The sequence below is a fragment of the Acinetobacter sp. ANC_7512 genome (genome assembly GCF_056779935.1).
In genome coordinates this window covers 209,484-231,764 of the sequence record NZ_JBWYIX010000001.1, presented here as the reverse complement: position 1 = coordinate 231,764, position 22,281 = coordinate 209,484, and the positions used below count along the sequence as shown (strand labels likewise).

The window sequence follows — 22,281 nt, the reverse complement described above, 5'->3', positions numbered from 1 at the left end:
GGTGCTCCTTATACGTGTTCCGAATTTTGAGGAATAGGTGGCATGACTGCATCCATCAGCTCTAAATGCCCCTTAATTACCCCTTTTAATGCTTTAAATTGCTCACTTATGGCTTTTAGGTCACTGCTGACCCCTTGCATCAACATCACCTGCATGACTTTGTCATCATCTAATTGGATATGTAGTGAACTAATCACCTGAGTCAAAAACTGTTGCTGTAAATCAATAAGTTGTGTTCTTAATGGCTTTAAACTGACGTCATACAATAAGGTTAAAGTACCGACCATGACTTCATTGCGGCTAACAAGGTCATTGATCAAATGGTGGTTAATCATGTCAACAATGGCTTGAGATCGGCTTTCATAATGTTGATCTACAATTTTTTGATCCATAGCCTGCAATGTATTTTCAGGTAAAGTGATGCTGATCCGCGCCAGCTTCTGTTTAGGCACGTTTGAGCTCCTTAGGTTTTTGAGATTGTTGTAGGTGTAAACCCGCACGGACACTCATCAGTTCAATGAAGAATTGAAGGATGGGATGCTTCGATTGTTTGGATTGATTTGTCATCATCTGCAGCACCTCTAGGTATTACAAAAAAAAGAATTGGTAATACTTAGTAAATGCAGAAAACGTGCCAAAACTTTTCTTGAGATATATAAAAGAGAGCTAGAAAAAAAGTCGTCGGAAAGATTCAAAAATGTGCATGAATCAAAATTGTGCACTTGATTTGTTCAATGTTCAGAAATGCAAAAAGACCGCCTTTCTGGAGATAGACGGTCAACTCGAATGGTTATTATTTTGTCTTCTTGTTCTAATGAAATACTTTACTGGATATCAGTGACGAACTCCTCACGTGGAATACGGAATTTCTTCAATCCAATTAACCAATCTTTTTCTGGGTTACGGCGACCTAGTGCCAATAGCACCACAGACTTTAAGCCTTTTTCTTTTAAACCTAATAATTCATCCAGACCATCTTTATCAAAACCTTCCATTGGCGTTGCATCTACACCTAACTCAGCTGCTGCCGCAATTGCCATACCAAAACCAATATGAGCCTGTTTTGCAGTATGGTGGTATTGCTGCTCTTCAGTAAACGTCGAGAACAGGTTCTTTAAGTTTTGCACCACATCCATGGTCGTATCTAAAGGTAAATGACGCTCACGATTCATTGCGTTATAGCGTTCATCAATACGCTCGTCTGGAATCGTATCCCAAGCCGTAAATACCAAAAGATGCGATGACTGGGTAATTTGCGGTTGATTCAATGCAACTGGTGAAATTTTCTCTTTAAGTTCTTGGTTGCTGATCGAGATAATATGGAACGGTTGTAAGCCCGCTGAGGTCGGTGCTAAACGCGCAGCTTCAAGAATTTGATCGACTAATTCTTGCGGTAGTTTTTCACCAGTCATTTGTTTGGTTGCATAACGCCACTGTAAAGCTTCTAATAATTTCATGTATTTACCTATAATGTTTAAATGTGAATATTTTTAATTCTTTAAGCGTATAAACTCGCCAACATTGATTTGAGTGGTTGGCTTGGACGACCTAAAAGTTGTTCTAAATCTTGGCTTTGAACTTCATACTGTCGATGTTTAATATCTACGACTGTGCCATGTGTGAGATAGATCAGAAATTCGGGCAAACCGATTCTTTTTAAGAACTGTTGATAGGCTTCTTCAGTGAGATCGTGATATTCCACTGGTATTGTTTTGAGTTGACTTAGCTCATCAGCGATATCTTGATAACTATAAGCTTGGCTGCCGACTAACTCATAGACCTTATTCTCATGATCATTTTGAATTAAGGTATTTGCTATTGCTTCTCCTAACTCTGCTCTTAGCACATAAGGCACTTTTCCCGCTCCTCCAGAGAGCTGGATGCCTGTATCGATGACCCTTTCACCAATAATTTGTGGAATCGCTTCTGCATACATGGTGTTGCGTAGGAGTGTATATTTCAGTCCGCTTGCTTTGAGGTAATCTTCAGTTTGAAAATGACTGATCATCAAATCCTTCACCGCTGAATTTTCAATATTTTGAATGGACAAACCTGTGTAATACACATGTCGAACACCTGCTTCACGCGCAGCATCGATAACATTCTTATGTTGTTCAAAGCGATTCATTTCCATCGTTGAAATAAGAAGTAGCTTGTCGACACCCTGAAAGGCTTTGATCAAACTTTCAGGGTGATTGAAATCTCCTTCACGGACTTCAATATGTTCGTTGACATAAGGTTTGGCTTTTTCTAAGTTTCTCGCCAATACAGCAAATTCATTGTTTTGTAGCTGTTGCTTTAATTGTTGCACTACACTTCGCCCTAAATGGCCAGTAGCACCAGTAACTAAAATCATTCAATAGCCTTGGATTATTTTTGCAATGATGTAATTTATAGGCGAGTTAAAAAACGAGATCACTATACTGTTGTATAGTGAATTTAGGATTTCATTTGATTAAATTTTATGACGAGATGGGAGGATAGATGGCTGATTTTATGAAAGAGAATGCTGAAACATTAAGCGAAGATGACCAATGTAATTTGATGTTTATTGTGGCGCTTAAAAATGCCATGAACGTCATTAATGGCAAGTGGAAACTTGCGATTGTTGCAACCATGATTAAACAGCCACGCCGTTTTAATGAGATTGAACGTTTGCTGCAAGGCATTACACCCAGAATGATTTCTAAAGAGCTCAAAGAACTTGAATTGAACAATGTTGTTGAAAAAATTGAGTCTCTTGATGAAACCACGGGTAAAACGACCTCAATGTATGATCTGACGCCATCAGGTCGGAGATTAGAAAAGTTGATGGTGCAAATGGCGGTTTGGGGACAAGAGCATAAAGAGAGTTTGAAATAATTATTTTTTTATAAATCGTATCACGGCTGTCTATAACTAAAACCAATACCACTATTTTTGAATCAATGACTTGATATACCAAGAAATCGCCTGCCGATTTCAATTACACTTTGTACAAATCGACCGATCCACTGAGCTTATTTTTCGGAATCTTGGGATTGTCTAAAATGGTTTCGAGCTTACGAATAAATTGTTCTGCAATTTGCGGATTGAGTTTATCGAACTTATTAAGCGCTGTTTTTGTGAACGCGAGCTCGTAGCTTGTCTAAAGTGAGCTTTATCGTTTTTGCCCTTTAGCTTTTTTTCTAATTCTATTAAATGCACATCTTCCGAAAGACAATCGTTCAAAATTATTTTTGCATTTTCTATAATTCGCTTTTGACTTTCAGGACTACGTTCCCTGATGAGGTCTTCAAGTTTTTTACCCATCATCGAATTCTATTTTGTTGAGAGATATCTGAAAAAATAGTGACAAAGCGTGAATGAATAATATTGTTCATATTGGAAATGTCCTAGATATGCAAATAACAGACAAATAATGACCAATTTAGAGACCTTTTAAAAGACCTGTTTCTCGGTCTTTTAAAATTTTACATTCCTGTTTTAATGTAATTATATTTTGGTTGCAGTCGTGAGATTAAATAGATTTCCAAAGCATTTGCAAGGTAAGCATAATCTTGTTCAAAACCAATAGTTACAATTGCCCCTGCTTCTTTTAGTCTTGCATCAATAGGCCCATAAATATTTTTAGATTTATCAATCCAACGACAATATTTCATAACTCTAGCACTTAATCCATTTCCACGATACAAACCACCACCCCGAGAAGTACCGACACCTATATAAGTAATTTCATCATCTTTGACAAAAGCATAAACCCCTTGTTTATCGTAATTCGGGATTTTTCGGAAGTCTTTGTGTATAGATGACCAACTAGGAGGTAAGCCCAATTTTTCTACATTCCAGTGATTTTGGAAGAAAATGTCTGTAAATGCTATTAAATTCTCAAAACGGGCTTTATGTGAAATCATTTTCTTATTGGAACTCCACCCAAATATTGAGGCAAAATATTGGTGACACCAACCATATCAAGAATAAAAATACTTTCGATAATAATCATAGTAGTTGGAATTAAATAGGGAAAACTAGAAAGCATTAATGCTTTGAAAATATAATATAATCTGACTAGACCTGTTATTTTAAACTCTTTTGGTCGCTCCAACATTACTTTTAGATAATCTAGTCGGATATGATTCTCTGAATCTTTAACTGCATCATTATATTTTTCTTGTATGTCACTAAAATTAGTTTGTGTTTGTGGTAATCCCCTGAGAGTTCTAATAATGTCTTTGACTTTGTCACCACAGTCGTTTAGGGCTATCGATCTAGCATCATATCTTGCTGTTGCATTAATTGTAGAATAAACCAGTACAGCAACAGCGAGAAAAACCTGCATCAAATTAAGAACTTTAGGATAAAAGTTCAGATGAATATCTGTGTTTTGAATGAGTGGTATTAATATAAGACCAAGTGATAAATATGTAGCAGTGAATAGAGAGAATGTATTTTGGAATCTCAGTCTTTCTGATGCTTTATACCTACAATTTGCAGTTGTTCGCATACTATCATGTAGCATTTCTCGAGCAGTGATATCTGCCTTAATTGTTTCAATAGGATATAAACTAAATATCCATTTTCCTGAACTCATGAAACTGTTGATAATCTTTTTTATACAAGGATGCCAACGTATACAATCCTCATTATTATTTGTCATATAATAAAGTTCATTTTTTGAAAAATATAAAAATATTTCAATTACTTATATTTGTCAATTTAAAAAACCGCCCTTACAGACGGTCTTATTATTTCAATCTCATCAAGCCACAGGCGCCAACATAAACAACACCTGCCCTGTTTTCACAGTTTGCCCTTTTTCAATGCTAATCGCTTCAACCTTCATACGTTCAGGCGCAATAATTGGAATCTCAATCTTCATCGCTTCAATCACGGCAAGCGTAGCGCCTTCTTCCACAATATCCCCTGACTGACATTCAATTTTCCAAATTGAACCCGGCATATGTGATTCCACCGCACAGCCCCCTTCAGGCACTTCCACGCCTTCACTATCATCCACAGTATCAAGGCTTTCAGACACGTATTCTGCAAGTCCTGCCTCATGCCAACGACGACGTTCTGCATCAAAGTTGGCTTGTTGCACAGACTTAAATGCCGAAATGGACTCTTGGTTTTCAGTTAAGAAGTCGTTGTACTCTTTTAAGTTTAATACGCCTTCTTCAATACGCAGTTTTAAGCGACCAGCTTTAAAGTCCTCACGCATCTGCATAAGTTCTTCTTCAGACACTTCATAGAATTTAACTTGGTCAAAGAAACGCAGTAACCACGGTTTGCCTTGCTCAAAGTCAGCATTTTTACGGTAGCGTGACCACATTTGCGTGGTACGACCAACAAACTGATAGCCCCCCGGACCTTCCATGCCATACACGCACATATAAGCACCACCAATGCCCACGGCATTTTCAGGGGTCCATGTACGTGCAGGGTTATATTTGGTCGTCACCAAACGCTGACGCGGATCAAGTGGTGTTGCGACAGGAGCACCGAGATAAACATCGCCCAAGCCCATCACCAAATAACTTGCGTCATACACCACATCTTTCACAGCTTGTTTATCTTTTAAGCCATTAATACGACGGATAAATTCGATATTGTCTGGACACCATGGTGCATCTGGACGCACGGTTTGCATATAACGTTCCGTTGCCAATTGCGTTTGCGAATCTTCCCACGCCAGTGGCAGATATACGGTACGCGATGGCACTTGCATCTCAGTCACATCAGGTAGTTCAGTTTCTGCCACTTGTAATAAACGCAGTAAATCAAGTTGATCGAGTTTTAATGAGTCAAAGTGAATTTGTAGCGAACGAATACCCGGTGTCAGATCAATAATGCCCTGAATATTTTGCTTTTGTACCCATTGCATCAAAGCATGAATACGGAAACGTAAGTTTAGATCCAGCACCAACTCGCCATATTCCACCAACATGTAGTTGTTGCCGGCAGGACGATACACCACATCAGGCGCACCATTTTCACCTTTTAAGGTATCGAGAACCGCATTTTTTAGAGTTGCGAGTTCAGGATAGAACGACTCATCAAATGCCACCGCTTCTGTATCTGAAGCTTCTAATTGCGCATGATATTTTTCATTTAAAAGTTTGGCTTGGTGATAGCTTACAGGGACAAATTTCACTTTGTCACCGGCTTTAAGCTGACCGAGTTTCCAAAGTTCTGAGTTAATCACCACAGCAGGACAAACGAAACCACCGAGACTTGGACCATCTGGACCGAGAATAATCGGCATATCACCGGTGAAGTCGATGGCACCAATGGCATAAGCATTGTCATGAATATTGGATGGATGCAGACCGGCTTCACCACCATCTTCACGTGCCCATTCGGGTTTTGGACCAATTAAACGGATACCAGTACGGCTTGAGTTAAAGTGAATCTCAAAGGTATTGGCAAAGAAAGTATCAATGTCATTTTTAGTAAAGAAATCTGGCGCACCATGTGGGCCGTACATCACCGCAATTTCCCATTCATGACTAAATGACGGTACTTGTTCAGGTGCAAGCGTTTTCACTTCATCGGAGCTAAATGCCGTAATTGGAAGCATATCGCCAATCAGTAAGTTACGCCCTGCATGACCGCCAAACTGACCTAAGGTAAAGGTTGCTTGTGAGCCGAGATATTCAGGTACATTCAAACCACCTTTGATACCGATATAAGTACGGCAACCTGTCGCGATTTTGCCACATTTTAAAATCTGACCTTTACGCACATTGACGGTTTGCCACATCGGTACAGCTTCGCCATCCAACGTCGACGGCATATCACCGCCGGCAAGTACGATTTGGCTGTCACAATGGAATTTTAAGGTTGGCCCTTGTAGGGTACATTCAAGCCCTGCAGTGTTATAGGCATTACCAAGCAACTGGTTTGCAACATTCAGTGATAATGGATCTATCGCACCTGAGGGTGGCACACCGACATCCCAATAGCCCAAACGCCCTGTGACATCTTGCACGGCGGTTTGAATGCCAGCTTGCAACACTTCAATCTTTTGGGTTTTCCATTCAAAAGTATTTAAGAAACGTGTGGTTTGTGTCCCTGCTTTAAACACATCACAGTCGATAATGTTTTGTAAATATTCAAGATTGGTTTCAATCCCTGCAACTGAAGTTTTCGCCAAAGTATCCGTCATGGCTTGAATCGCAGAAGCTCGATCATCTGCAGTGACAATGATTTTAGCAATCATCGGGTCATAGAATGACGATACATTCGAGCCTGTTTCGACCCATGTTTCATTTCGGGCATTAGCATCGAACTCAACATGTGTCAGTAAACCGGCACTTGGTTGGAAGTTTTTAATTGGGTCTTCAGCGTACAAACGCACTTGAATCGAATGACCTTTGGATTCGAGTTTTTCAGTTGGCGCAGTCCAATCACCGCTGGCCAATGTCACCATCCATTCCACCAAGTCCACACCAAAGATTTGCTCGGTCACGCCATGTTCCACTTGTAGACGAGTGTTTACCTCTAAGAAATAGAATGCTTGTGTGTCAGTATCCATCACAAATTCAACCGTACCGGCAGAACGGTAATTTACCGACTGCATCAGTTGAATGGCAACATTTTGGATGTAGGCACGTTGTTCATCATTGATATGCGGTGCCGGGGTTTCCTCAATCACTTTTTGGTTACGACGTTGTACCGAACAATCACGCTCACCGAGTGCAATCACTTGACCTTGACCATCACCAAAAATTTGCACTTCGATATGACGGGCATTTTGCACAAATTTCTCTAAGTACAATCCTGCATCTTTAAAGTTGGCTTGGGCTAAATAAGACACGGTTGCATAGGCATCTTTCAGCTCTGCTTCGTTCCAGACCAAGCGCATGCCGATCCCACCGCCACCTGCGGTACTTTTCAGCATCACAGGATAACCAATACGATCAGCCTCAAGCAGTGCTTCAGCTTCATCCGCCAATAACTGACTACCCGGAAGTAACGGTACATTGGCTTGAATCGCAAGTTCACGTGCCGTGTGTTTAAGACCAAAGGCACGCATTTGCGCGGAGTTTGGACCAATAAAAGCAATGCCTTGTGATTCACATATATCACAGAATTCAGCATTTTCAGACAAGAAGCCATAACCCGGATGAATGGCTTGTGCTCCGGTTTGTTTAGCAACCTCTAAGATTTTTTCAACGTTTAAGTAGCTTTGGCTGGCTGGTGCTTCACCGATATACACTGCCTCATCGGCCAAAGTCACATGCAATGAATCACGATCAGCCTCTGAATAGACCGCAACTGATTGGATACCTAATTTTTTAAGGGTACGAATGACACGACACGCAATTGCACCACGGTTGGCGATTAGAACTTTATTCAATCCATATTTTTTAGTCATGGTTATGCGTCCTCGCCTTCACGGATGATCAATTGAATTTTGGTTGGGTTATAGGCATTACAAGGATTATTCAGTTGTGGGCAGTTGGAGATCAGCACGATTAAATCCATTTCCGCTTTAATTTCCACATATTTACCCGGTGCAGAAATACCATCATCAAACTTTAGATGCCCCTCAGAGGTCACGGGCACATTCATAAAAAAGTTAATATTTGGACCGATGTGACGCACGTTTAAGCCGTGTTTTTTGGCAATTGGATGCTGAGACAGCGCAATCATGAAATTGTTACGGCAACTGTGCATTGGGTATTTGTCATGTGCATAACGAACGGTGTTACTTTCACATGAACAAGCACCGCCTAAGGTGTCATGGCGACCGCAGTTATCATCATGAATGATGGCAATTTTGTTGCCAAAGTTGGTGTATAAAGCTGTACCTTTTTCTAAATAGATTTGTTTATTAATCGCTAAGGTATCAGTTGTGCTATAACGCTCTTCAGGGTTTGAAGCCGAGATAAACAGCGTATCCACCGCTTGGTTGCCTTCTAAATCCACAATACGGAAATATTGCCCTTTTTTGACTTCGCACATCCATGCTTCACCAGCAGGACATACTTCGCTTAAAACTGATTTTTCTAATTTTACGAGTGCAGTCATGTTGTATTCTCCCAATTAAGCGCTGAGTGCGTAGTAACGAGTATTGTTTTGAAATGCACGCTGATTTTGCGGGCATGAATCACGACATACATCGCTGTCGCTTAAAGGAAGTGCTTTGTATAAAGACAATTGAACATCGGCAGGTGCATATTCGGTGCTGGTGTCTAAAGCATGCGGTGCAGAGGATAAAAACACCAAGCAATCCATTTCAAAGCGCAGTTCAATCACTTGATTCGTATTGTCAGATGCCACATAGCTGAGATTGCCATGGTCATCCGGTTGAACTTTAGAAAACAAATTTAAAGTACTGCTGAGGTCTGTTGCAGATAAACCAAACTTGGTCATTTCAAGCAATAACGAATCTTTGCCGTTACGGTACATGTCGTTGCGTACATCTTGAAAGGTTTTTGAACCAAATTGTTGTTCAATTTGTTGTGCGGTACTTGGTGCACAAAATGCATCATTCCAGCCATGGTCATCTTTGACGATAGAGATCATCGCGCGACCAAGGTCAGATGCAAGGATATGTCCTGTACTTAAAAATGCCGTATGTTGCCCTTTTAAGCTGTCTGGCATGTTGTAGCGTTCGAGCTTATCTTCGCTATTGATGCAGTACAGTGCCACATTGGCATTTTTACCTAAGGCTTTGAGTTGTAATACTGCGCCACGCTGAATACGTGCTGACCAGTGGTGTCCACCCGGTAAACGTTCCGTCCAAAGGACTTGATCTTCGTGATAAGTTATTGTGCTCATATGCATCCATCCCAATCTTCTACGGTTTACCTCCCGGGCTTTTATCCCTCCGTGTAGCTTGAGCTTGCAACTTAAGCCGTGAACTCTCGGTCGCAGACCTACATGAAACTTCATGTATCGGAACCCTAGATCACTTTATGATTGAATAGATAGATGCAAAGGCTGTGCCAAAGTAATACTTTTTTGTATTTTAGTATTACTATCGCTTGATATATAACATTTCTCTTAGAGCTGATTGTATTGAACAGAATTTAATTCAAGTAAACCTGTTGAATCAGTCGGAGTAAAGAATACGCGGTAAGCACCGAAATTAACCTGCGTGCAATTTTCTTGTGCAAAGAAAAAAGCTAACACATGATTCTATTTTGTTTGTTTTGAGCGGTTATTTTCTGATTGCTTAAGTAGGTTTAGACTCTGATTGATATCACGCACAGTGATTAACTTAAAAATCATAACTAAGCTTCCAAGTGCTACGAACAAAAGAAATACAAGTAAAATGATTAAAGTCATCCCTGTGTTTAATGCGCTGTCTGAGGTATAACGAGCTAAAAACCAAGTAAAATTTGAAAATATAAAAAAAGCTAAGGAACCGGTGACGGTATATAGAGCACCATACGCTAACCCTTTAAAGACTAATTCCCGTTCTGAATAAATACATTGAATTTCTCCATTTTCAACTTTAAAAAATTTCCATGTAGTGCGAAGGGACTTCACTAAGTAAAAATAGTAATCTGCATATTTGCGTATAAGTATATCGGTTAAAAATGAAGGAATCTCGACACCGCCATTAAGTTGATCACTGGCAATTTTCTTCAAAAAAGGATCTATTGTTTTATTCGGGCTTACAGAGATAAATTCTCGAATGTAAAAAGATGCAGCCTCATATAAATTTTTATTTTCATTAAAACTTTTTAGACTCACAAAATACGTTTTTCGACCGTAAAAGACAGCGACGATACCTATAAGCGTCGTACAAATAATCGAAAATAAGCTGAGATAGTCTGAGACTGAAAATGAAGGTATGAGTTGTATCATGGATATAATCTTAAATTTATAATGAATTGAGTTTTATAATTAAAAAAAACACTTAGATAAATGACCAAAATGGTGGGCAATGGGCTGAGATCAAATCGTTTACTGTCTACAAACAGATGATGAGTCCAATGTATCGATGTCAGACATCACTCTTAGTTAAAAAAGTATAATCTAAAGCAAAAAATTCGTCTTCATACAAATAATAGCGACTATCTAATTTTCATCTTAACTTTGCTCATTATTAATATGAAGATTCATTCGAGGTTCAATCTTCACTTTATTCAGAATGATTAAACTTTCTTACATGTAATAAAGTTTTCTTGATTCTGAAAATTTAGCTAATTTTTTTATAAATGAATCGAAATAATCTTTTTCCTTATCTTCAGTTCGAAAACCTGCATATAAAGTACGCCTTAACCCCTCTGGTGCAACGCAATCTAGGCGACGTGAAGTGACCCACCCTTTGGTTTCATATTCGTTTACCACCCAATCTGGTAAAGCTGCGATTCCACGCCCACTTGCGACTAACTGAATCAGCATCTGGGTCAGATCTGTGGTTCGAATATTTTTTGGAAGAATATTTGCAGGAATGAACAACTTCGACATGATATCTAAACGATGTTTGTCTACTGGAAATGTAATCAGCGTTTCTTCAGCTAAATCTTGAACAGTAATGTTTTTTGCACGTACCAAAGGATGTGTTGTAGATAAAACAAGTCTTGATTCATATTTAAATACTGGGAAATATTCAACTCCCTTTAATGCAATTGGGTCTGCAGTAATCAACAAATCAAATTCGCCATTTTGTAGCAATTCATGAGGATTTGCTTCAAACCCTGATGCGAAATCTAAATCAACATCAGGATATTGGTTTCGATACTGATTTAATATCGGCATGAGCCAATCAAAACAACTATGGCATTCTGAAGAAAATGTAATTCTGCCAGTTTGCCCATGGATAATACGCGTGATATCGCTTTGAGCAATCTGAACTTGCGGTAAAATTTCATCCGCTAACTGCAACAGTCTTAAGCCAACATTAGAAAAAGTAATTGGTCTCGTCTTGCGGTTGACGACTTCAACCCCCATCCACTGATCAAGCTCACGTAACTGATGAGATACGGCTGAAGGTGTAATGCAGAGATCACTCGCTGCAGCGACTAAAGAGCCATGCTCTCTCAAAGCCAATAGCATTTTCAAATGTTTTAGTTCGATCATATGGGAAAAAACTCAAATTATGATCCCTCTAGGGACATATTAAAATCTTCGCTTTAGCCTACATTAAGTGAGCTATCTAGGCTGATAAGACATTTGGGTGAAATTAAATCAATCCTTTTACAAGGAAGATACTTCCTATGATAACCAACAAGACAGCGAAACATTTCTTTAACATTGCTGGCGATAAGGTATGTGCAGTTTTGGCACCAAATTTTGCTGTTATAAAACTCATCACACTAATGCCAATGAAAGCATAAATATGAACATACCCGATGGTATTCGGCACATTGATCTCAGCAGTCATACCAAAAACCATAAACCCTATAGCACCAGCTAGAGCTATTGGTAATCCACAAGCAGCAGATGTACCGACAGACTTTTGCATCACCACCCCATAACGATTCAGATATGGAACGGTCAGACTACCACCACCAATTCCAAAGAGTGCCGATGCAATCCCAATGACACTACCTGCTGCAACTTGCTGACTTGATGAAGGAAGAGTCATTGTTGAATTAATTGCTTTGTTCGAGCCTGTAAACATAGTATACGCCACCCAAATCAAAAATAAGCCGACCATGATTTGAAGATGTAATCCCGATAACAAACCAGCAATTCCAGCACCTGCAAAACAGCCGATGGCCATGGGTGGAGCTAGATTTTTAAATACAGGCCATATCACAGCACCATTTTTATGGTGTGCCATTAATGAGCTAATCGAAGTGACAACGATTGTTGCTAAAGATGTACCTAGTGCCAGATGCATAATGACATCAGGATCATAACCCATTTGGGTAAAGACAATAAAAAGTAGTGGCACAATAATCGTACCACCGCCTACACCAAACAGCCCAGCCGCAAAACCAGCAAATGCACCGATGATTAAAAAGGTTATAAGTTCCACAATAGACTAACTTTTAAAAAGATGAAGGGATTAAGGGGTTGAGTTAAGCGTGTTCCAACTGACCCACTTGATGATAAGCACGGTTAAAGTACACCAAACTTTCTTCTTGATTACTTTGCTTTACTGCAGTCACACGGCATAAAAAAATACTATGTGTACCGACTTGTTGAATATTCTCAATCTCGCAATCAAAACTGACTAAAGCATCTTCTAAAATCGGCGACCCAGTTTTTAAATCAATCCAATCACCTAGTCTGAAGCGATCTTCTGAGCTGAGCTTGCTTGAAGCAAAAGCATTCGAAAGCTGTTCATGCTGAGTACTCAGTACGTTTACAGCTAAGACTTTATTTTCAACAAAATGTGCATGTGAACGAGAGGACTGATTCATACAGACTAATAGTGTTGGCGGAGTATCTGTGACACTACATACCGCAGATGCAGTAAAGCCATGCATCCCTGCTTCGCCTGTGGTTGTAATCACATTTACCGCAGTTGTAAGTAAAGACATTGCATTTCTAAAGTCTGTTGCTTCAATCATCTCTTTCATCTCAAATATACATATGACGTGTCGTACATTAGACAGAACAAATGATCTTGCGACGATTTGCCCTGATTAATACAAGACTACGTTTGATTAAGCTTCTAGCTCTTTACGGACAATGGCAGCTCCAGCACTTAAAGCCTCAAGCTTGCCACGTGCCACTTGACGAGAGAGCGGCGTCATACCACAGTTCGTTGATGGATAAAGTTTATCCGCGTCCACAAATTGCAAAGCTTTACGCAGGGTATTCGCGACTTCTTCTGGGGTTTCAACTTGATTAGTTGCCACATCAATTGCACCGACCATGACTTTCTTACCACGAATCAATTCAATCAAATCCATTGGCACACGTGAGTTTTGGCATTCAAGCGAAATAATATCGAGCTTAGATTGTTGTAGCTTAGGAAATGACTCTTCGTATTGACGCCATTCATTACCCAAAGTTTGTTTCCAATCGGTATTGGCTTTAATACCGTAACCGTAGCAAATATGAACCGCAGTTTCACATTTTAAACCTTCAAGTGCACGCTCTAGGGTTGGTACCCCCCAATCATTTACTTCATCGAAGAATACGTTAAACGCCGGTTCATCGAATTGGATAATATCCACGCCTGCTGCTTCAAGCTCTAAAGCTTCTTGGTTTAAAATTTTGGCAAATTCCCAAGCCAATTTTTCACGGCTCTTGTAGTGACCATCAAATAAAGTATCAATCATGGTCATTGGACCAGGCAACGCCCATTTAATTGGCTGATTGGTTTGGCTACGCAAGAATTTCGCATCTTCAACAAATACCGCTTGTTTACGAGAAACTTCGCCCACAACAGAAGGTACACTTGCATCATAACGATTACGAATACGCATGGTTTCACGCTTTTCGAAATCCACACCTTCAAGATGCTCAATAAATGTAGTGACGAAGTGCTGACGGGTTTGTTCACCATCACTCACGATATCAATACCAGCAGTGACTTGCTCATGTAATGATAATTTCAATGCATCACGTTTTGCCTCAAGAAGCTCTTCCCCTTCGAGTTTCCATGCAGACCATAGTTTTTCAGGCTCAGCTAACCAAGATGGTTTCGGTAAACTACCCGCAGTTGAAGTTGGGAGTAATAATTTCGGTGGTGTAAGTGCCATGTCTAATCTTCTTTCTCTAAATTCGTGAATCTGTATATCAATTGGATGTTTTAAGCAGCTGTTTCGACTTCGAAATTTTCAGCCCATTTATTTAAAATGTCTTGATAAGGCTTAATGAAATTTTCTTCTGTCCATTTACCTTGTTTGACTGCTAACTCAGCACGTTCTACACGGTCATAAACAATACGAGTTAGTGAGTAGTCGCCATAGCTTAGACTTGGTTTATACTCCACGCCTGCTGGTGAGTTAGTATTGTAAATTTCAGGACGGTAGATTTTTTGAAAGCTTTCCATAGTTGCAATCGCACTGATCAATTCAAAATCAGTGTAATCACGAAGTAAATCTCCAGCGAAATAGAATGCGAGTGGCGCATTACCACCTTCTGGTTTGAAATAGCGTACACGTAGGCCCATTTTGGCAAAATATTCATCGGTACGTGAATATTCATCATTTTTGTATTCCACACCTAAAATAGGATGTACATTGGATGTACGATAATAGGTTTTAGAGGTTGAAACACTTAAGCAAATTACTGGTTCTTTATTGAATTCTGCTTTAAATACTGCTGAATTCACCAGATGTTTATACAATTTGCCATGTAGATTACCAAAATCTTCAGGTTTTTCACCCACGCCACAACCCAACTGAGGCAATACCACACTGAAGTCATAATCACGCACATAAGATGAGAAGCTATTGCCAATCATACCTTCAATACGTTCACCTGTTTGGTGGTCAATCACCACACTTTTCAGTGTTTCAATAAATGGGAAAGTTTGTCCATTGCCTTCGATATCAATTTCTGCAGAAATGATGTCGATCTCAAGTGAATAGCGATCACCTTTAGGATTATCGACAGTCGCCAAGCTATTAAAACGGTTGTTGATCATCGCAAGTGTACGGCGCAGATTTTCCTGACGACTTTCACCACGAGCCAAATTAGCAAAGTTTGTAGTCAAACGTGTACTTTCTGCTGGCGTATAGTTTTCATCAAAACGGATACGTTTAATTGAACACTCAAATGCTGTACTCATGGAGATTGCCACCTAAAATTTTATAAAAAGCTAAATTTCTGAATGGCTGTATTTAAACGTGAATAATAAAGTGAGTAAAACGATATAAATTCAGCTTAAGATGAGAATCCCTCATGTTAAAGCATATTCGCTATTTCAAAGCGATTTAGAATAGATGAGCTAACTTATCCATGCAGTTAATGAGTAGATCACTGGTATACGGATGCGATTCCGTTCACTCAAATGGTGCTCAAGTGAATTTATCTCAACCTAACCTTAGAAAATATCAGCTTATTAGAGGTTTAATTATCAACTCAATCTTTAAAATATAGGGTTTAAATTTAAACCTATATAACCATGTCAAACAAACTTGAACGTCAAAAACTGTCTCTCCCAGCAGGTCACGACAAACTTCTACTTCATTCCTGCTGTGCACCATGCTCGGGTGAAGTGATGGAAACCCTGATTGAATCAGGCATCAACTTTTCGATCTTTTTTTATAACCCCAATATTCATCCTGTCAAAGAATATGAAATTCGTAAAGAAGAAAATATTCGCTTTGCCGAAAAACATAACATTCCTTTTATCGACTGTGATTACGATACAGACAATTGGTTTGCACGCGCCAAAGGTATGGAAAATGAACCTGAAAAAGGCATTCGTTGTACTATGTGTTTTGACATGCGTTTTGAACGTACAGCTTTATATGCAGCTGAAAATGGCTTCAGTCTAATAAGTAGTTCGCTTGGTATTTCCCGTTGGAAAGATATGAAGCAAATCAACGACTGTGGTCATCGTTCAGCTTCACATTATGAAGGGATAACTTATTGGGATTACAACTGGCGTAAGAATGGTGGTGCTGTGCGTATGCTCGAAATCAGCAAAAAAGAGGAGTTTTACCAACAGGAATATTGTGGTTGCGTCTATTCCTTACGTGATACTAATCGTTGGCGTATGAGCCAAGGGCGTGATCGCATCAAAATAGGTGTGAAATTCTATTCAAATGCTCTGGATGATCTAGACTGATTACTTCAGTATTTAGCTATAATCTATATAAATAATTAAGCTTATGGCTAAATTTCAAAATCGTTGATCAGATTTTATAGTTCTTAACATATGAATGGTATTGTAAGTTTTTAACCACTCACGTTTAATCACGTCGAAACCTTGTAAACGCCAAAATTGCTCCGCTGCAGGTAAAAAGGGATGTGTATGCAAATACAAGGTTTCTATGCCGTGTTGCTCGGCATGTGTAAATAATAACTGACACAGTTGCGTGGCAATGCCTTGTCGACGATATTCAGGCAGTACAAAAAGTTTGACCACCTCACCAGCACCTTCAGCAATATCCAAATCAAAACGTCCGTCATAGGCACGGTAAGCAATCGTTGCAATAATTTTGGCTTGATTTTTGACCACGATAAAACAGCCTAAAGGACTGTCCACATAGTACTGCGCAAACTGGGCAATATCTTTTGGAATACAAGCACCATACAGTTCTGGAAATAAAAGCTGCCGTGAATATAAAGCAAATTGAATGACAGATTGATCAGCGGATTGCAGTGTTTCAAACGTTAAATTCATTTTTACAACCAAGAATGATCAGGGATAACAATGGTCTTGTCTTGAATCATGGCTTCATGAAACTCGACATCGTAAACACTTTTTAAAAATTTCGGATCGGTGAGACGCGCTTTTGAATCAGGACGAATCACTTCATGTTCACGCATAAAGAACAAATGATCTGCAAATAAGAAAGCCAAATTGGGGTCATGCATAATGGCGATCACAGTAAAATTCTGCCGTGACAGTTGACGCAGTTTTTTCATCAAATAAGATTGATAATAGACATCCAAATGATTGGTCGGCTCATCTAATAAAATCACTTTTGGTGCTTGCACCAAAATACGGGCAATCATCACCAATTGACGCTCTCCGCCTGATAGCTCGGTATAAGGACGCTCTTTTAAATGCTCGATATCGAGATCAACTAAAGCCTGATCGACCATGTCCCAATCTTGTTTAGATGGACGAAATCGACTAAATGCAGCCCGACCTGTAATCACCACATCTTTAACTAAAAATGGGAAAACCGTTTTATGGAACTGCGGTAAAAATCCAAGTAGCGCGGCCCTTTCTTTACCTTTTATGTTTTCTAAAGCTCGACCTGCATAAAGTACTTGCCCATCTGTGGTCTGTTCTAAACCTGCCATCAGTTTAAATAGGGTCGATTTGCCACAACCATTGCGACCTAAAATCACCGAGAACTGATGGGCTGGAAATTCAAGCTGAATATTTTTTAACACGTGTTTATGCCCATAGGCATAGTTCAACTGTTCAATATGAATCATGCCCAAGCCGTCCTTTGTGTTTTGATTAATAATAAGAAAAATGGCGCACCGAGGAGCATGGTGAAAATGCCGATTGGAATTTCAAAGCTCAGTAAAACTCGTGAAAAATTATCAATCAGCAGTAAAAAACTACCGCCTAGAATCATGTTGGCAGGAATACTGTAGCGGTGGTCAGGGCCGACCAGCATGCGCACAATATGCGGCATAAATAGTCCGTATAGACTGATAATGCCTGCGGCAGCTACTGAAGTGGAGGTGCATAGCGTCACCAATACAATCAGTATGAGTTGCTCCCACTTCGGATTCACCCCCACAGCTTGTGCTTCATCAGCTCCCAATGCCATCAGATTCAAGCGCCAACGCATGGCGTATAAGCCCATTAAAGCCACCGTAATCGGCACAACCGCATATTGGACTTTCTGCCACGATGCCTGATGTAAATTCCCCATGGTCCACTGCACGATCGCTTGTAATTTAAAAGGATCACTTAAATATTGAATAATGGTCAGTCCTGCTAAAAACAGACCTGAAACAATCATGCCGGATAAAATCACCATCACCAATGAAGTTTGGCTTTCATGCTTTTGCTGGGCAAACACATAGGTTAATGCCACTGCACATACGCCAAAAATAAACGCCGATAAATTGGGCGATAACCAACTCAAAGATAATGCTAGGGCGGCACCAAAGGCGGCACCTGATGAAATCCCCAGCACATAGGAATCCACTAAGGGATTGCGGAACAAAGCTTGCAAGCCATTGCCGGCTGTTGCCAAAGCAGCCCCGACCATAAAGGTCAATAAGATGCGTGGTAGGCGAATATTGAAGACAATATTTTGCATCAAGCTAAATTGTTGCGCATCAAAATACGCTGTACCCAACATCCACTGGATAAACCACAGTGCATAATCCCCTGCGCTTAATGTTTGACTCGGTCCTAGCAACAGCGACATAAAAATCAGTAGAATCGGCAATGGATAAAACCAGGTGTATTTCAATTTTGCCTTATTCATGACATCAACTCCTTGGTAATTTTCTGACCATAGAGTTTCTCTAAAATTTTGAGTTGCAAGGCTTCAACTGCTAAGTCTGAGGTGTCAGGGTAAATGTGATGATGCAGATAAATCGCAGCCACAAGAATTTTGATGGTATGTGGGTTATAGATAAATGCAGGGCTGAGATTAAACACTTTCTGTTGTTGTACTGCTTTTAGACCTTGCAATTCTTTACGCTGATAAATCAGGTTTGGGTCGGTATTCCACAGTACAATATTGTCAGGATTCCACTCAATCAACGTTTCTGGATTGACATTCGGTTGATTGGTCTCCGTTTTAACCACGTTGTAAGCCCCTGCCAATTCAATAAAATCATTGGTAATCGATTTACGGCCTGAGGTTGAATAAATTCGTCCACCTGACCATGCGTAATATATTGATTGCTTATATTTTTGCTTTGAGGTTTTGAGTGCCACTTCAGCCAGAAGCACATCTGAAAAATCCAGAATTTCTTTAGCCCGTTGCTCAGCACCTGTAAGCTGTGCAATTTCATACAGCTCTTCTTTCACCTGATCGTAAGTGCCTGATTCCATCACATAGACTGCAATACCAAATTGTCGAAGCAATTGAATGGTTTGTGTTTGCCCACTACCTAAAATCACCAAATCTGGCTTTAATAGCATTAAGCTTTCAATGTTGGTGGCATTTGAGCCTTGTGAAGGTGTAGCGAGTTGCTTATTGGCAATACGTGGATCCATTTTGGAATAAGCATTAAATAACAAGGTCTGTAAATAGACCTCAGCAGGAATCCCCACGACCTTTGCACCCTGCCCCAACATATATAGCCCGTCTAAACCTGATTCAAACAAGGACACAATACGCTGTGCTGGCTGAGCTAGGCAGACTTCGGTCTGTGAGCTATCCATCACACAACGCGATGTTGGGCTTTGTATTTTTGCTGGTATCGGTTGCTCTGTTGCCGTACAAGCCAACAGTACACAGCTCAGTAAAATGACAATAAATCTTTGCATTAATATTGCCACTGTACCGATAACGCTGCTTTGATCGGCTCACCGGGTTGAATCCATACATGGCTATAACTGGATAGATAATATTCTTCGTTTAACAAATTATGAATATTCAATTGATAGCGTAAATTTGGATTTGCTTGGTAATAAGCCCCAAGGTTCAATACGGTATAGGCAGGTAAGCTGAAACCATTAGCCGTATTGGTTGGGCTGTCCCCACTGCGTTGCCCGACATAATGGAGATTGAAATTTAGACCTGCCGCTTGTTGCACATTTTGCCAAAGGTCATAACTTGCCATGACATGTGCGCTATGTTTGGGTACGTTGCTCAGTGCTGAGCCTGTTGGAAGTACATCATCTTTGCTGACTTTGGCATCCATATAGGCGTAGCCTGCTGACACCATCATCTGGTCATTGATACGATGGTCGAAGTCAATTTCGAGCCCTTTGCTTTTCACTTCACCAACCGCAGCTTCATAGTTTGGATCAATGGCATCCGTCATCAGGACATTTTTTTTGCTCATATCAAACAAGGCGATGCTAAGCATACTGTGATCTTGCCATTGGTATTTCGCGCCGATTTCATAGCTTTTCGCTGTTTCAGGTGCAAACGTCTCCCCTGTACGACCCATGCCATTATTCATGGAAAATGCTTCACCATAATTGCTATATACAGACAGTGCTGGTGTAGGACGGTAATTAAGGCCTATGCGTGGGCTAAACTTTTGTGCTGTACTCTGATCCTTGAACTGCGTGCGATGGTTGATGAAGCGCTGTTCGACACGATCGAATCGACCTCCGAATAACACATTCCATTGGTCATTAAAAAAGACCTGATCTTGTACATTCACAGCCATGTACTGCTGACGTTCATCGGAATCGGTATGTAAAGGTAGTTCAGAGCTAAATTGCCCATAAGTGGGATTGTAAATGTTGATCCAATTTGGCTGAGCAGCCGAGTGATTAAGACGCAATTGACGTTGCATAAAGTCCAAACGCCCTGTTTCTGCACCGAGTACCAATTCATGCTGAACATGACCGAGTTCCAGTTGACCAAGTAATTCACTTTGGAGCAGCATATCCTCGGTCTGATAATCACGATGACGACGCTGACGCTCTAATGTTTCAAGGTCAGCCTGTAATTTGCGTGGTTCTGTTGAATAGCCGACCATTTGCGCATCTTTATAACTGATCGCAGCATTCATCTGCCATGCGTCATTGAGCTGATGCTTTAATCGTACTTGATAGAGATTGTCTTTGACGCGCATATCACCATCAGAAGGCTCACCCGTAAAGGTCTTTGGATCCATCAATAACTGGTTGTTGACAGCCGTGATACCACGGTCAAATGTGCCTAGATGCTGGGTAAATTCAGTATCTAAATCCACTTGGGTATTTTCAGATAATTTCCATGAGAATTGTGGCGCGACAAATAAACGTTGGCTACTGACATGATCACGGAAAGACTGGTTATCTTCCATTGCAGCGGCTATTCGATACGCCAACGCATCGCTGATTGGCGCGGTCTGTTCAAGACTTAAACGATATTCATCTTGTGTTGTCCCACGAAGATTAAGCGTTGTTTCAGACGTCCATTTTGGTTTTTTTGTGGTGACATTCAATGCCCCACCGACCTCACCACGTCCATACAGTGCGGCACTGGGACCTTTTAAAAAATCCAGTGATTCAATATTGACCATATCTTTAGGTGCAGAAATGCCACGATTGACACTCAGCCCATTACGAATGGCATCCACCCCCATATTGGGATTGCCTTGGAATCCTCGGAATGAATAGTTATCCCAAAAGCCCCCACCATAATTATTTTGATGCAATACCCCACTCACGATGCTGAGGGCTTGATCCATGCGCTGAATATCTTGCTGCTGGATAACGTCTTGCGACAAATGGCTTTTATTAAACGGGATATCCAATAGATCATGCTGAAATTTGGTAAGCGCTTGAGCGTGCTGTGTAGATTCTGAGGCTAAAGCTGTGCTGAGATAAATCGTATCTAGGGTTTTGACCTGATCTGTTGCAAACACCCCTTGATTGATGCCAGTTAAACCTATTAATAAAGTTACACGAGATCTCAAAAAAACTATCCTCATTTATACGCACAATATTGATGCGTTTACAAATATTGAATTCAAATTGGTGCACTATTCATTAAATCTATGCACTAAAACTAAGCAAATGTTGTTCTGGCATCGCTGGATTAGTTTTGTGTACATTCTTGTATACAAGATATGAATTAGAGGCAAAAAAAATGCCAATTTTTTAAAATTGGC

General features: G+C 40.2%; 22 protein-coding genes, 1 pseudogene and 1 riboswitch. Of the genes and pseudogenes, 2 read left to right on the top strand and 21 right to left on the bottom strand.

From position 1 onward, the window contains the following. Nucleotides 1-8: 8 nt before the first annotated feature. From AC1M9H_RS01165 to AC1M9H_RS01150, 4 genes are all read right to left on the bottom strand, one after another. Nucleotides 9-452 carry a CopG family ribbon-helix-helix protein gene (locus AC1M9H_RS01165; protein WP_035263841.1) on the bottom strand — a complete coding sequence of 148 codons (444 nt, stop codon included), beginning with the start codon at nt 450-452 and terminating at the stop codon, nt 9-11. Continuing rightward, a complete protein-coding gene (locus AC1M9H_RS01160) occupies nt 445-570 on the bottom strand; it encodes a hypothetical protein (RefSeq protein WP_481588257.1) in 126 nt (41 codons plus the stop codon). Before AC1M9H_RS01160 ends, AC1M9H_RS01165 begins: the two co-directional genes overlap by 8 nt. A gap of 254 nt (nt 571-824) precedes the next feature. Beyond that, nucleotides 825-1,457 carry an NAD(P)H-dependent oxidoreductase gene (locus AC1M9H_RS01155; RefSeq protein ID WP_035263843.1) on the bottom strand — a complete coding sequence of 211 codons (633 nt, stop codon included), beginning with the start codon at nt 1,455-1,457 and terminating at the stop codon, nt 825-827. Nucleotides 1,458-1,498: 41 nt separating this feature from the next. Continuing rightward, a complete protein-coding gene (locus tag AC1M9H_RS01150) occupies nt 1,499-2,356 on the bottom strand; it encodes an SDR family oxidoreductase (RefSeq protein ID WP_481612553.1) in 858 nt (285 codons plus the stop codon). A 128-nt stretch (nt 2,357-2,484) separates the two neighbouring features. On the opposite strand from AC1M9H_RS01150, the gene AC1M9H_RS01145 reads away from it, so the two are divergent. Next, on the top strand, nt 2,485-2,862 hold the full coding sequence (locus AC1M9H_RS01145; protein ID WP_481587091.1) for a winged helix-turn-helix transcriptional regulator: 378 nt from the start codon (nt 2,485-2,487) through the stop codon (nt 2,860-2,862). A gap of 1 nt (nt 2,863) precedes the next feature. On the opposite strand, the pseudogene AC1M9H_RS01140 reads toward AC1M9H_RS01145, so the two are convergent. From AC1M9H_RS01140 to AC1M9H_RS01085, 12 genes and pseudogenes are all read right to left on the bottom strand, one after another. Further along, nucleotides 2,864-3,124 (bottom strand): annotated as a pseudogene (locus AC1M9H_RS01140) (type II toxin-antitoxin system RelE family toxin); the annotation flags it as partial. Nucleotides 3,125-3,452: 328 nt separating this feature from the next. Then, on the bottom strand, nt 3,453-3,893 hold the full coding sequence (locus tag AC1M9H_RS01135; RefSeq protein ID WP_481612552.1) for a GIY-YIG nuclease family protein: 441 nt from the start codon (nt 3,891-3,893) through the stop codon (nt 3,453-3,455). Next, entirely contained in the window at nt 3,890-4,636 is a 747-nt protein-coding gene (locus AC1M9H_RS01130) for an SLATT domain-containing protein (RefSeq protein ID WP_481591110.1), read from the bottom strand. The genes AC1M9H_RS01135 and AC1M9H_RS01130 overlap by 4 nt, the downstream gene beginning before the upstream one ends. A 102-nt stretch (nt 4,637-4,738) precedes the next feature. Beyond that, nucleotides 4,739-8,359, bottom strand: coding sequence for an urea carboxylase (gene uca, locus AC1M9H_RS01125; RefSeq protein ID WP_481612551.1), 3,621 nt, complete (start codon nt 8,357-8,359; stop codon nt 4,739-4,741). A gap of 2 nt (nt 8,360-8,361) precedes the next feature. Next, nucleotides 8,362-9,015, bottom strand: a complete 654-nt coding sequence (locus tag AC1M9H_RS01120; protein WP_481612550.1) for an urea amidolyase associated protein UAAP2 — start codon at nt 9,013-9,015, stop codon at nt 8,362-8,364. Between the two features lie 15 nt (nt 9,016-9,030). Further along, the gene (locus tag AC1M9H_RS01115; RefSeq protein WP_481589888.1) at nt 9,031-9,768 is read right to left on the bottom strand and encodes an urea amidolyase associated protein UAAP1; all 738 of its coding nucleotides are present in this window, start codon (nt 9,766-9,768) and stop codon (nt 9,031-9,033) included. 28 nt (nt 9,769-9,796) lie between these two features. Then, nucleotides 9,797-9,908: riboswitch (guanidine-I (ykkC/yxkD leader) on the bottom strand. A gap of 220 nt (nt 9,909-10,128) precedes the next feature. Then, the gene (locus tag AC1M9H_RS01110; protein WP_481589887.1) at nt 10,129-10,803 is read right to left on the bottom strand and encodes a hypothetical protein; all 675 of its coding nucleotides are present in this window, start codon (nt 10,801-10,803) and stop codon (nt 10,129-10,131) included. A 300-nt stretch (nt 10,804-11,103) separates the two neighbouring features. Next, nucleotides 11,104-12,021 (bottom strand): LysR family transcriptional regulator, encoded by a 918-nt coding sequence (locus AC1M9H_RS01105; protein ID WP_481612549.1) that lies wholly within the window; start codon nt 12,019-12,021, stop codon nt 11,104-11,106. 103 nt (nt 12,022-12,124) lie between these two features. After that, a complete protein-coding gene (locus AC1M9H_RS01100; protein ID WP_481612548.1) occupies nt 12,125-12,925 on the bottom strand; it encodes a sulfite exporter TauE/SafE family protein in 801 nt (266 codons plus the stop codon). A 43-nt stretch (nt 12,926-12,968) separates the two neighbouring features. Further along, a complete protein-coding gene (locus AC1M9H_RS01095) occupies nt 12,969-13,463 on the bottom strand; it encodes a flavin reductase (protein ID WP_481592758.1) in 495 nt (164 codons plus the stop codon). Nucleotides 13,464-13,559: 96 nt separating this feature from the next. Further along, nucleotides 13,560-14,603 (bottom strand): methionine synthase, encoded by a 1,044-nt coding sequence (locus AC1M9H_RS01090; RefSeq protein WP_481589885.1) that lies wholly within the window; start codon nt 14,601-14,603, stop codon nt 13,560-13,562. Nucleotides 14,604-14,653: 50 nt separating this feature from the next. Next, nucleotides 14,654-15,637, bottom strand: coding sequence for a putative oxygenase MesX (locus AC1M9H_RS01085; protein ID WP_092766430.1), 984 nt, complete (start codon nt 15,635-15,637; stop codon nt 14,654-14,656). A 336-nt stretch (nt 15,638-15,973) separates the two neighbouring features. On the opposite strand from AC1M9H_RS01085, the gene AC1M9H_RS01080 reads away from it, so the two are divergent. Further along, nucleotides 15,974-16,642, top strand: a complete 669-nt coding sequence (locus AC1M9H_RS01080) for an epoxyqueuosine reductase QueH (protein WP_092766431.1) — start codon at nt 15,974-15,976, stop codon at nt 16,640-16,642. A 54-nt stretch (nt 16,643-16,696) separates the two neighbouring features. Here AC1M9H_RS01080 and AC1M9H_RS01075 read toward each other — a convergent pair whose 3' ends face one another. The 5 genes from AC1M9H_RS01075 to AC1M9H_RS01055 are packed head-to-tail and all read right to left on the bottom strand — an operon-like array spanning nt 16,697 to nt 22,086. Further along, nucleotides 16,697-17,200, bottom strand: coding sequence for a GNAT family N-acetyltransferase (locus AC1M9H_RS01075; protein ID WP_481612547.1), 504 nt, complete (start codon nt 17,198-17,200; stop codon nt 16,697-16,699). 2 nt (nt 17,201-17,202) lie between these two features. After that, entirely contained in the window at nt 17,203-17,967 is a 765-nt protein-coding gene (locus AC1M9H_RS01070) for an ABC transporter ATP-binding protein (protein WP_481589881.1), read from the bottom strand. Beyond that, the gene (locus tag AC1M9H_RS01065; protein WP_481587080.1) at nt 17,964-18,980 is read right to left on the bottom strand and encodes a FecCD family ABC transporter permease; all 1,017 of its coding nucleotides are present in this window, start codon (nt 18,978-18,980) and stop codon (nt 17,964-17,966) included. The genes AC1M9H_RS01070 and AC1M9H_RS01065 overlap by 4 nt, the downstream gene beginning before the upstream one ends. Continuing rightward, nucleotides 18,977-19,993, bottom strand: a complete 1,017-nt coding sequence (locus tag AC1M9H_RS01060; protein WP_481612546.1) for an ABC transporter substrate-binding protein — start codon at nt 19,991-19,993, stop codon at nt 18,977-18,979. The genes AC1M9H_RS01065 and AC1M9H_RS01060 overlap by 4 nt, the downstream gene beginning before the upstream one ends. Next, nucleotides 19,993-22,086 (bottom strand): TonB-dependent receptor, encoded by a 2,094-nt coding sequence (locus AC1M9H_RS01055; protein ID WP_481612545.1) that lies wholly within the window; start codon nt 22,084-22,086, stop codon nt 19,993-19,995. Before AC1M9H_RS01055 ends, AC1M9H_RS01060 begins: the two co-directional genes overlap by 1 nt. Nucleotides 22,087-22,281: the final 195 nt, after the last annotated feature.